Source organism: Streptococcus sp. 27098_8_74, from assembly GCF_041431705.1.
GTDB classification, from domain to species: Bacteria; Bacillota; Bacilli; order Lactobacillales; family Streptococcaceae; genus Streptococcus; species Streptococcus salivarius_E.
In genome coordinates, this window is record NZ_JAPVYF010000002.1 from 42755 (window position 1) to 55137 (window position 12383).

At 37.2% G+C, this 12383-nt stretch carries 12 protein-coding genes; all 12 read left to right on the forward strand.

The window, feature by feature from the left end; all coding sequences use genetic code 11:
* The first annotated feature begins 3 nt into the window (after nucleotides 1–3).
* The 12 genes from O3670_RS01040 to O3670_RS01095 all read left to right on the forward strand — a co-directional run bounded on the left by O3670_RS01040 (nucleotide 4) and on the right by O3670_RS01095 (nucleotide 12367).
* The gene (locus tag O3670_RS01040) at nucleotides 4–717 is read left to right on the forward strand and encodes a LemA family protein (RefSeq protein ID WP_049545878.1); all 714 of its coding nucleotides are present in this window, start codon (nucleotides 4–6) and stop codon (nucleotides 715–717) included.
* Between the two features lie 182 nt (nucleotides 718–899).
* Nucleotides 900–2147: a chloride channel protein gene (locus O3670_RS01045; protein ID WP_371595692.1), complete on the forward strand. Its 1248-nt coding sequence runs from the start codon at nucleotides 900–902 to the stop codon at nucleotides 2145–2147.
* A complete protein-coding gene (locus O3670_RS01050) occupies nucleotides 2144–2857 on the forward strand; it encodes a type 1 glutamine amidotransferase (RefSeq protein WP_037601325.1) in 714 nt (237 codons plus the stop codon). Before O3670_RS01045 ends, O3670_RS01050 begins: the two co-directional genes overlap by 4 nt.
* Before the next feature lie 398 nt (nucleotides 2858–3255).
* The gene (gene deoD, locus O3670_RS01055) at nucleotides 3256–3966 is read left to right on the forward strand and encodes a purine-nucleoside phosphorylase (RefSeq protein ID WP_014634439.1); all 711 of its coding nucleotides are present in this window, start codon (nucleotides 3256–3258) and stop codon (nucleotides 3964–3966) included.
* A gap of 340 nt (nucleotides 3967–4306) precedes the next feature.
* Entirely contained in the window at nucleotides 4307–5767 is a 1461-nt protein-coding gene (cpsA, locus tag O3670_RS01060) for an LCP family glycopolymer transferase CpsA (protein WP_073685935.1), read from the forward strand.
* Nucleotides 5768–6499, forward strand: coding sequence for a capsular polysaccharide biosynthesis protein Cps4B (gene cps4B / locus O3670_RS01065; protein WP_048790944.1), 732 nt, complete (start codon nucleotides 5768–5770; stop codon nucleotides 6497–6499).
* Between the two features lie 8 nt (nucleotides 6500–6507).
* A complete protein-coding gene (locus O3670_RS01070) occupies nucleotides 6508–7200 on the forward strand; it encodes a capsular polysaccharide biosynthesis protein (protein WP_048790943.1) in 693 nt (230 codons plus the stop codon).
* A 9-nt stretch (nucleotides 7201–7209) separates the two neighbouring features.
* Entirely contained in the window at nucleotides 7210–7950 is a 741-nt protein-coding gene (locus O3670_RS01075; protein ID WP_002890888.1) for a tyrosine-protein kinase, read from the forward strand.
* Between the two features lie 56 nt (nucleotides 7951–8006).
* Entirely contained in the window at nucleotides 8007–9374 is a 1368-nt protein-coding gene (locus O3670_RS01080; RefSeq protein WP_195950578.1) for a sugar transferase, read from the forward strand.
* 32 nt (nucleotides 9375–9406) lie between these two features.
* A complete protein-coding gene (gene cps2T, locus O3670_RS01085) occupies nucleotides 9407–10579 on the forward strand; it encodes a beta 1-4 rhamnosyltransferase Cps2T (RefSeq protein WP_371595693.1) in 1173 nt (390 codons plus the stop codon).
* 2 nt (nucleotides 10580–10581) lie between these two features.
* Entirely contained in the window at nucleotides 10582–11730 is a 1149-nt protein-coding gene (locus O3670_RS01090; protein ID WP_073950425.1) for a glycosyltransferase family 4 protein, read from the forward strand.
* Between the two features lies 1 nt (nucleotide 11731).
* Nucleotides 11732–12367 (forward strand): DUF1919 domain-containing protein, encoded by a 636-nt coding sequence (locus O3670_RS01095; RefSeq protein WP_371595694.1) that lies wholly within the window; start codon nucleotides 11732–11734, stop codon nucleotides 12365–12367.
* Nucleotides 12368–12383 lie beyond the last annotated feature (16 nt).

Consider the following 12383-nt stretch of genomic DNA (forward strand, 5'->3'; position numbering starts at 1 on the left):
TTGATGTCAAACTTAATGAATAATCCATTATTTCGTATCATTCGTGGAGTTTTTATAATTGCTTTCCTGACCATGGTTTGGTTGGTTATATTTTCTGCTATAGATACAAGTGGTAGTGAGATAGACTATGAACCATTTCAAGGAGCATCTATCGTATTTGCAGTTTTAAGCTATATCATAATAGTGTTCCTATTTCAATACCATAAAGTTGTTAACTTAAAAGAGTCAATTAAATCATCATACAGTGCAATTGAAATTAAAGAACAGTATGTGGAAAAATTGATTGTACAACTGCGAGAACTGACTGATAAGATTGTAGACCATGAGTTAAAAATGTCTGTTAGAAAAAATGTTTCAGAATTGTTAGAGGAAAAAAAGTCTGTCAACAATTTGACTAACGATGAAAACAAAGCTAATCATTCAGAATCTAAGCGGAAGTCTTACGGTGAGTCTGGCAATTTTTCTAAACATGAATACTCTACTAAACTAGAGGAAACGAAGAATAAAATTATAGAGAAAATCGAAAGAGATACAAATATTACAGCTGATCAAAGTATAAAGGATTTGATTGCTGAGATTAAAGAGTCAGAAGTACTTGTTGCTAATCAAAAATTATACTACAATGAAATGGTGTCGCAATATAATAAAACAATTTATAGTTTGCCACTTGCTTTGTTAAGAACAACTTTAGGTCATTCAGAGATAAACTACTTATAACAAAGAACAAAATCATTAAGACTAGAATATAGTTAAAAAGGTAAAAGAATGAATGCTAGTTTTAGTTTTCCTAATTCAACACGAGATTGCCTTACTATGAAATAAAAACAAAGAAGGGATTGACCCTACTCTAAAGACAGTAGGAAAAGTTGGTTAAAGCAATTTTAGTCATACTCTAATATATGGGTAATCAAGAAAGAAAGAGTTTGACTTGGCTCCCCAAGTCGACTAGGTTAAGTTTAGCTGTTTTGACAACCGGAATAGCTTCTGGTTTGATTGGTATTCTTTGCCATTATCTTTTAGATTTTATAAAATTTCTTACTTTTGGCAATGATACGACAGATCTCTTGTTACAATTTAATTCTGTAAGTGCTTATCGACGCTTCGTAGTTATAGTGGTAGCTGGTGTCTTAGCTAGCATCTTTTGGTATTTCCTTCAGCGTCGAGTCTCCCTTCTTTCCATTAGAAAGGCTAAGCAACTCGTTGGCAAGAAGAGTCCAAATTTTCTTGGCCAAAGTCTACATGCTTTGGTGCAAGTAGCAATCGTTGGAGCAGGTGCTTCAGTAGGCAAGGAAGCAGCTCCACGAGAATTAGGTGCCTTATGTGCTGGCAGTTTATCAAAAAAACTGGGTTTAGAAATTCCTGAAAGACAACTCATGATTGCATGTGGTGCAGGAGCAGGTTTAGCTGCGGTTTACCAAGTTCCCTTTGCCAGTATACTGTTTGTTTTGGAAACTTTGGGAGTTGCTTGGAAACTGAAAAACATTGGTATCATTCTTGTGACAACCTATTTGTCAGCTTATTGTGCTCGTCCAATTGTTGGTGGGAAAGCTATATATTTAGTTGATAAAGTAAGCTTACATCCTACTAGTTTGATACAGATTCTTGTTTTGACGCTGTTTGTAACTCCGCTTGCTCTTATATTTAAAGTTTTAGCTAAAAAGGCGAGTAAAAGTCGTATAACAGATAAACATATTCTCTGGACCATGCCCGTCTCTTTTATAATATTAGGTGGTATTGTAGCTTTCTATCCTATAATCATGGGAAATGGTCAGGTTCTAGCACAATGGATGTTCTCTGGAGGAACTTCGGAATACCTTCCGATTTTGCTGGTAATCAAAGGGCTTATTGTGTGCTTGTTGCTATGGTCAGGTACTTATGGAGGGACACTGACGCCTTCGTTTACTTTAGGTGTCGGATCGGGTTTCTTATTAACAAGGTGTCTTGAGACTTTTGGTTTGTCCCTAAATCCTAATCTAGGAATGTTACTTGGCGCAACCATTTTTTTAGTAACAACTTTGGATGCTCCTCTGACGGGAATAGCCTTAGTTCTAGGTTTTACCGGTCAAGGAGGGCTGGTAGCAGTTCCTCTAATCTTAGCGGGTCTACTATCAAGGATAATTAATAATAGATGGAAGAAAAAACAATGAATATTCATTTTATCTTACACGAAACGTTTGAAGTTCCAGGAGCCTATTTAAAATGGGCTCAAGACCGTGGGCATAATATCACATCAACCAAGGTATATGAGGAAGAGGTCCTTCCTGAAACCGTTGAAGGTATTGATTTTCTAATTGTGATGGGTGGTCCTCAGTCACCTGATGAGGATCGTCAGACCTTTCCTTATTATGACCCAAATGCTGAGATTGCATTTATGCAAAAAGCAATTGCTGCTGATATCTATATTGTTGGTGTATGTTTGGGAGCTCAGCTTCTGTCTGTAGCCTATGGTGGTAAGTATGAGCATAGTCCAGAACGCGAAATTGGTGTGTTTCCAATAACACTTACGGATGATGGATTAGCTGATGAGCATGTCAAAGGTTTTGGCACAACTCTCAATACTGGCCACTGGCATGGTGATATGCCTGGATTGACTGATAATGCAGTTGTTCTTGCTACTAGTCAAGGTTGTCCACGTCAAATTATTCGCTTTAGTCCTAAACACTATGCCTTCCAAGCACACCTAGAGTTTGATTCCCAAGCTATTGATTTGCTCATAGCTGCGGATGGCGAAGAACACTTGCGTAAGCAAAATAAGGAGTTACCTTTTGTTCAAACACCTGAACAATTGCGTACCAACGATTATTCAGAAATGAACAAGAAGTTATATGATTTTCTTGATTCATTGACTCAAGCTTAATCCACTTTTAAAAAAGTAATAATTTATCAACTATATAATAGTGGATAAATTATTTAAAAATAAAAATTAAGAATGGTAGATAGTGTGTTCAGGTTGCTCTTTTACCATCAAAAAATAGAAAGGACGGGTTAACTGTATTCACTAAAATGAATACGGGCGGAGAACGAAGTAAAAAGATAAACTGTCTAGCATTTATAAGGCGTCGTCAGTTTCCTATTATTACTTTGTTCTCTGTCGCCTCTCCTGTATATAAAAAATGAAAGGAAGGGTAGTTCGGGTTTGAAACTGAACCCGGGCTAGAGGCTGTGTAAAAAAGATAAATCCTCCTAGATGCGAAGCATCTTTGTCGGATTTCCTATTTTTACTTTGCCTCTTTAACGCCCTTGGTATCTTATATTATGTCTATCCATATTGCTGCTAAGCAAGGTGAAATTGCTGATAAAATTCTCCTACCTGGAGATCCTTTACGTGCGAAATTCATTGCCGAGAATTTCCTCGAAGACGCTGTATGTTTCAATGAAGTTCGTAATATGTTTGGTTACACAGGAACATACAAAGGTGAACGTGTCTCAGTAATGGGAACTGGAATGGGGATGCCATCTATCTCTATCTATGCTCGTGAGCTTATTGTTGACTACGGGGTTAAAAAATTGATTCGTGTGGGAACTGCTGGTTCATTGAATGAGGATGTTCACGTTCGTGAGTTAGTTCTAGCGCAAGCGGCAGCGACAAACTCTAACATTATTCGTAACGATTGGCCACAATACGATTTCCCACAAATTGCAAGTTTCAATCTCTTAGATAAGGCTTACCACATTGCTAAAGAGCTTGGTATGACTACACATGTTGGTAATGTCTTGTCTTCTGACGTCTTCTATTCGAACTATGGTGAAAAGAACATCGAGCTTGGTAAATGGGGTGTGAAAGCTGTAGAAATGGAAGCAGCAGCACTTTACTACCTTGCAGCTCAACACCAAGTAGATGCTCTTGCCATCATGACTATTTCTGATAGTTTGGTTAATCCAGATGAGGACACAACAGCTGAGGAACGTCAAAATACTTTCACTGATATGATGAAAGTTGGTCTTGAAACATTAATTGCAGACTAGTTTGTAAAAGGACGCCATTTGGTCGTCCTTTTGTGTTGTAGCTAATATCTATTCGAAGTGACAATGGGTTAAAATTTTTCAAACTACTAGAAAAAAATAAAAATATTCGAAAGAAAGATGCTTTTAAGGAATAAGTAAATATCCGACAATTTAAAAAACAACCGCTAAAAATGTGAAAAAGAACTTACAAAACAATGAAAAATGATAGAAATTAAATGCTTGATATCATAATGAAAAACGGTTTCTTCTTTTTTAAAAAGAATGACAATTGAAATGAAGTTATAGTAATGTTATAATAATAATGGGAAATGTCTAATTTTAATTTATAGGAGCAATTTATATGAGTTCGCGTACGAATCGTAAGCAAAAACGTACGAGTAATAGATCGTGGGGGATGGTCAACGTTGGGTTGACCATTCTGTATGCTATTTTAGCATTGGTCTTATTATTCACCATGTTCAATTATAATTTCCTATCCTTTAGGTTTTTGAACATCATTATCACCATTGGTTTGTTGGTAGTTCTTGCTATTAGCATCTTCCTTCAGAAGACTAAGAAATCAGCACTAGTGACAACGGTTGTACTGGTTATCTTCTCGCTAGTTTCTCTGGTTGGTATTTTTGGTTTTAAACAAATGATTGACATCACTAACCGTATGAATCAGACGGCAGCATTTTCTGAAGTTGAAATGAGCATCGTGGTTCCTAAGGAAAGTGACATCAAAGATGTGAGCCAGCTTACTAGCGTACAGGCACCTACTAAGGTTGATAAGAACAATATCGAGACCTTGATGTCAGCTCTCAAAAAAGATAAAAAAGTTGATGTTAAAGTTGATGATGTTGCCTCATATCAAGAAGCTTATGATAATCTTAAGTCTGGCAAATCTAAAGCTATGGTCTTGAGTGGCTCTTATGCTAGCCTATTAGAGTCTGTCGATAGTAATTATGCTTCAAATCTAAAAACAATTTATACTTATAAAATTAAAAAGAAGAATAGCAACTCTGCAAAACAAGTAGATTCAAAAGTCTTCAATATTTATATTAGTGGTATTGATACCTACGGTTCGATTTCAACAGTGTCACGTTCAGATGTCAATATCATTATGACAGTAAACATGAATACACATAAGATTCTCTTGACGACTACTCCACGTGATGCATACGTTAAGATTCCTGGTGGTGGGGCAGACCAGTATGATAAATTAACCCATGCAGGTATTTATGGTGTTGAAACATCTGAACAAACTCTGGAAAATCTATATGGTATTAAGATTGATTACTATGCACGAATTAACTTCACATCTTTCCTTAAGTTGATTGACCAACTTGGTGGTGTGACAGTCCATAATGATCAAGCTTTCACAAGTCTTCATGGGAAGTTTGATTTCCCAGTTGGTGATATCCAAATGAATTCAGAGCAAGCACTTGGATTTGTTCGTGAACGCTATAGTCTCGATGGCGGAGATAATGACCGTGGTAAAAACCAGGAGAAAGTTATTTCTGCGATTGTAAACAAGTTGGCTTCTCTAAAATCTGTATCAAACTTTACTTCAATCGTTAATAATCTCCAAGACTCTGTTCAGACAAATATGTCGTTGGATACCATTAATGCTTTGGCTAATACACAACTTGATTCAGGCTCTAAATTTACAGTAACGTCTCAAGCAGTAACTGGTACTGGTTCTACTGGTCAATTGACCTCTTATGCTATGCCAAATTCTAGTCTTTATATGATGAAACTAGATGATTCGAGTGTGGCAAGTGCCTCTCAAGCTATCAAAAATCTGATGGAGGAAAAATAAGTGATTGACGTTCACTCACATATTGTTTTTGATGTTGATGATGGTCCTAAAACTTTAGAAGAAAGTTTAGACCTCATTGGTGAAAGCTATGCCCAAGGGGTACGTAAGATTGTTTCAACATCTCACCGTCGTAAGGGGATGTTTGAGACTCCAGAGGATAAAATTTTTGCCAACTTTTCTAAGGTAAAAGCAGAAGCAGAAGCACTTTATCCAGACTTAACTATTTATTATGGTGGTGAACTTTATTACACCTCAGACATTGTGGAGAAACTTGAAAAGAATCTTATTCCGCGTATGCACAACACTCAATTTGCTTTGATTGAGTTTAGTGCTCGCACATCTTGGAAAGAAATTCATAGTGGGCTTAGTAATGTTTTGCGAGCGGGGGTAACGCCTATTGTTGCTCATATTGAGCGCTATGATGCCCTTGAAGAAAATGCTGACCGTGTTCGAGAAATCATCAACATGGGGTGCTATACTCAAGTTAATAGCTCTCATGTTCTAAAACCAAAGCTCTTTGGAGATAAAGATAAAGTAAGAAAAAAACGTGTTCGTTATTTCTTGGAGAAAAATTTGGTTCATATGGTTGCTAGTGACATGCATAATCTTGGTCCAAGACCACCATTTATGAAAGATGCTTACGCTATTATCGAAAAGACTTACGGAACGAGACGTGCTCGTAACCTTTTTATCGAAAATCCACAAACACTACTTGAAAATCAATATATATAGGAGAAACTATGACTCAGGAAAACACGAAGCGTGTTGAAATCGATGTACTTGCACTATTGCAAAAACTTTGGACTAAAAAAGTATTTATTTTATTTACAGCCTTTTATGTCGCTGTCTTTGCCTTCTTGGGAACTTACTTCCTCATTCAGCCAACATATACATCGTCTACACGTATTTATGTGGTTAATCAAGCTAATGATGGCAAAAACCTTTCTGCTCAAGATTTGCAGGCCGGTACATTTTTGACAAAAGACTACAAAGAAATTATTACATCAAACGATGTCTTGTCAGAAGTTATCAAAGATGAAAAGTTGAATATGACAGAAGCAGAACTTGCTAAAATGATTTCAGTTAATATTCCTACTGATACTCGTCTTATTTCAATTTCTGTTAATGCTAAAACTGGTCAAGATGCGCAAACACTTGCCAATAAGGTTCGTGAAGTTGCTTCAGAAAAAATCAAGAACGTGACAAAAGTTGAAGATGTTACAACGCTTGAAGAAGCTAAATTGCCAGAGTCACCATCTTCACCAAATATCAAACGTAATGTGCTTCTTGGAGCAGTGCTTGGAGGATTCCTTGCAGTGGTTGGTGTATTGGTACGTGAAATCCTAGATGATCGCATTCGCCGTCCAGAAGATGTGGAAGATGCCCTTGGAATGACACTTCTTGGAATTGTCCCTGATACAGATAAAATTTAAGGAGAAGAAATGCCTCTATTAAAGTTAGTAAAATCTAAAGAAAACTTTGCCAAACAAACAGAAGAGTATTACAATGCCATTCGCACAAATATTCAATTTTCTGGTGCTCAGATGAAAGTGATTGCGGTTAGCTCTGTTGAAGCTGGTGAAGGAAAATCAACGACATCTGTTAACTTGGCGATTTCATTTGCTAGTGTTGGGCTCCGAACACTTCTCATTGATGCGGATACCCGTAACTCTGTTTTGTCAGGTACATTTAAATCAAATGAGCCTTATAAAGGCCTTTCAAATTTCCTTTCTGGAAATGCTGATTTAAATGAAACGATTTGCCAAACTGATATTTCTGGTTTAGATGTCATTGCATCTGGTCCTGTACCACCTAATCCAACAAGTCTTTTGCAAAATGACAATTTTAGACATTTGATGGAAGTTGCTCGTAGTCGTTATGATTATGTCATAATTGATACGCCACCAATTGGTTTGGTCATTGATGCTGTTATTATTGCCCATCAGGCTGACGCTAGTCTTTTGGTTACAGCAGCTGGGAAAATCAAACGTCGCTTCGTAACTAAGGCTGTTGAACAATTGGAACAAAGTGGTTCTCAGTTCTTAGGTGTCGTCCTTAATAAAGTGGATATGACAGTTGATAAGTATGGATCATATGGTTCTTATGGCTCATATGGTGAGTACGGGAAAAAATCAGACCAAAAAGAAGGTCATTCAAGAGCACATCGTCGTAGAAAAGGATAGCATTAATGGGGATGATGCGGCTCCTTATACCTTAACAGATTAAAAAGGGGTTTAGAGTGAAAGAAAAACAAGAAATTCGTCGCATTGAAATTGGTATTATACAGTTGGTTGTGGTTGTTTTCGCAGCCATGGTAGCTAGTAAAATACCTTATACAGAGATTACCCAAGGAAGCATTGTCCTTTTAGGTGTCGTACATGTAGTGTCTTACTATATCAGTAGTTATTATGAAAATCTTAAGTATAGAGGCTACTTGGATGAACTCATTGCAACTGTCAAATATTGTTTCATATTTGCTCTAATTGCAACTTTCCTCTCATTTTTTGCAGATGGAAGTTTTTCAATCTCACGTCGCGGACTTCTTTACGTCACCCTGATTTCAGGTGTTCTCTTATACGTTACAAATACTGTTCTTAAGTATTTCCGCTCATCAATTTATACACGTCGTAAAAGTAACAAGAATATTCTCTTGATTTCTGATCAGGCACGTCTTGAAAATGTTTTGTTTCGTATGAAAGACAATATGGATGGTAGGATTACAGCCGTTTGTGTCTTGGATAATCCTTATTTCACTGATCCTTTTATCAAGAGTGTTAAACCTGAAAATTTAATCGAATATGCGACACACTCAGTAGTAGACCAAGTTTTGATTAATCTGCCAAGTGAGCAGTATAAGATTTGGGATTATGCATCACCTTTTGAGCTCATGGGAATTCCAGTATCCATTAATTTGAATGCCCTTGAATTTATGAGTCAAGGTGAAAAACGTATCCAACAATTGGGTCCTTTCAAGGTTGTTACGTTTTCAACGCATTTTTATAGCTATGGAGATATCTTGGCGAAACGCTTCCTCGATATCTGTGGAGCCTTAGTTGGTTTGGTGCTCTGTGGGATTGTTGGAATCTTCCTTTATCCACTTATTCGTAAAGATGGTGGGCCAGCCATTTTTGCTCAAGACCGTGTGGGTGAGAATGGACGTATCTTCAAGTTTTATAAATTCCGTTCTATGAGAGTAGATGCTGAAGAAATCAAGAAGAATTTGATGGCACAGAATCAAATGTCTGGTGGTATGTTTAAGATGGACAATGATCCTCGTATTACTAAAATCGGACATTTCATTCGTAAAACGAGTCTTGATGAACTTCCACAATTTTGGAATGTTCTAAAAGGTGATATGAGCTTGGTTGGAACACGTCCACCAACATTGGATGAGTACGAATCTTATACACCTGAACAAAAACGTCGCCTCAGCTTTAAACCAGGTATTACTGGTCTTTGGCAAGTAAGCGGTCGAAGTGAAATTACGGATTTTGATGAAGTTGTAAAACTAGACGTTGCTTATATGGACGGATGGACAATCTGGCGCGATATCAAAATCTTATTGAAAACAATCAAAGTAGTAGTAATGAAGGATGGAGCAAAGTGATGGCTTTCTCCATTTCTTTTAATGGTGATTAAATGACAAAATCAGTTTATATCGTTGGTTCTAAGGGAATTCCAGCAAAATATGGTGGATTTGAAACCTTTGTTGAGAAGTTAACAGAGTTCCAACAAGACAAAGATATCCAATATTATGTAGCTTGTATGCGTGAAAACTCTGCTAAATCAGGTATAACAGCAGATACTTTTGAACATAACGGTGCTAAATGCTACAATATCGACGTCCCAAATATCGGGCCTGCACGTGCCATCGCTTATGATATCGCAGCTCTTAATAAGGCCATTGAGATTGCTAAGGAAAATAATGATCAAGCACCAATCTTCTATGTTTTGGCCTGCCGAATTGGTCCATTTATCTCAGGTATTAAAAAGAAAATCAAGGCTATCGGTGGTACCCTTATGGTTAACCCGGATGGTCATGAATGGCTTCGTGCAAAGTGGAGTCTTCCTGTTCGTAAGTATTGGAAAATTTCAGAGCAACTCATGGTTAAACATGCAGATCTCTTGATTTGTGATAGTAAAAACATTGAATCTTATATTCAAAATGATTATGCGAAGTATCGTCCTCAAACAACCTATATTGCCTATGGAACAGATACAACTAAATCTCGATTGACTAAGGTTGATGATAAGGTACGCACATGGTACTTCGAAAAGGGAGTTATTGAAAACAATTATTATCTTGTTGTAGGACGTTTTGTGCCTGAAAATAACTATGAGGCTATGATTCGTGGTTTTATGGCATCTAGCTCCGATAAGGATTTTGTTCTCATTACCAATGTTGAAGAAAACAAATTTTACGACAAGTTGCGCCAGGAAACTGGTTTTGACAAGGATCCTCGTGTGAAGTTTGTCGGAACTGTTTATGACCAAGAATTGCTCAAGTACATTCGTGAGAATGCCTTTGCTTATTTCCATGGTCATGAGGTAGGTGGAACCAATCCATCACTTCTTGAGGCGCTTGAGTCAACTAAGCTCAATCTCTTGTTGGATGTTGGCTTTAACCGTGAAGTCGGTGAAGATGGTGCTCTCTATTGGAAAAAAGACCAATTGGCAAGTGTCATTAATCAAGCTGAACAATTGGATGAACAAGCTATCGCAGACCTCAATCAAAAATCAAGTAAACGTATCGAAGAAGCCTTTACTTGGGAAAAAATTGTTACAGACTACGAGAAAGTATTTAAAGGATAGAAATGCAGAAAATTTTATATCTTCACGCTGGTGCCGAAATGTATGGTGCTGATAAGGTTTTGTTGGAGCTTATTAAAGGATTGGATAAAGAAGCCTTTGAGGCTCATGTCATCTTGCCCAACGATGGCGTCTTAGTGGGTGCATTGGAAGAGGTTGGTGCTAAGGTAAAAGTTATCGATTATCCAATCTTGCGCCGGAAGTATTTTAATCCTAAGGGAATTCTTGAGTATTTTGGCTCTTATAATCGTTATTCAAAGCAAATTGCTAAATATGCTAAGGAAAATGGCATTACTCTTATTCACAATAATACGACTGCGGTACTTGAGGGAATTTATCTCAAACGTAAGTTGAAACTTCCTTTAATTTGGCATGTTCACGAGATTATCGTCAAACCAAAAGCAATCTCTGATTTCATCAACTTTTTGATGGGACGTTATGCTGATACGATTGTGACAGTTTCAAATGCTGTGGCCAACCACGTGAAGCAGTCTCGCTTTGTAAAAAATGACCAAGTTCAGGTCATCTATAATGGTGTTGACAATGCCGTCTATCATGAAATGGATGCCAGCGCAGTTCGAGACCAGTTTGGTATCGCACAGGATGCTTTGGTTATCGGAATGGTTGGTCGAGTGAATGCTTGGAAAGGTCAAGGCGATTTCTTGGAAGCAGTGACTCCAATCTTAAAGGCTAATCCAAAAGCAGTAGCCTTTCTGGCAGGGAGTGCTTTTGAAGGTGAAGAGTGGCGTGTTGATGAGTTGGAAAAGGCAATATCAGACTCACCAGTAGCTGGACAAATCAAGCGTATCGATTATTATAGTAAGACAACAGAGCTCTATAATATGTTTGATATCTTTGTCTTGCCAAGTACCAATCCAGATCCCCTACCAACCGTAGTTCTCGAATCAATGGCTTGTGGCAAACCTGTAGTCGGCTACCGTCATGGTGGTGTCTGTGAAATGGTTAAGGAGGGTGAAAACGGTCTTCTTGCCACACCAAACCAGCCTGCAGAATTGTCTAAGGCCATCCAAGAATTGGCTGATAACACTGAGAAGAGAGAGCAATTTGGCAAGGCCTCTGTTAAACGCCAAAAAGAACTATTCTCTTTACAAAGTTATATTCGTAATTTCTCAGAACTATATAAGAAGTACTAATATGAACAGTGAAACACTAAAAAATAAATTAAAACCAATCGTTTATCCAATTATTAATTTTATTCCTAGACGAAGACTTAAGAATAAAAATTTTACGATCATTTGTGATAATTGTTGGGCTGGAAAAGTCTATCAGGAATTGGGCTTACCTTATCAAACTCCATTTGTAGGGATGTTTGTCTTTTCTCCTGATTACATCATGCTAAAGAATTTAAAACACTATTTGACTGGTAATATTCCTTTGACATTTGTTAAGGAATCGAAATACATCAAAGACTTTGATAATGCCTATCCTCTAGCACTTCTTGATGATATTGAACTTCATTTCCTGCATTATGCAGATGAGGAAGAAGCAACTCAAAAATGGAACCGTCGTTTAGAAAGAATTCATTGGGATAATTTGTATTTCAAGTTCAATGATAATGATGCTTGTACTTACGAGCTGATGAAAGAGTTTGAAGAACTTCCATATAAGAGTAAGGTCATCTTCTCTTCTAAGAATTATAGTGATCTACCTTCCTTGGTTCATTTCAAATCAGCAGAGAAGCAAGGACATGTTGGGATTGATTTGAAAACTTACCACCGCTATTTTAATGCTGTTACCTGGTTGAATAAGGGTGGGGAAGATTTAACATAAAATAAAAATTTAGGTG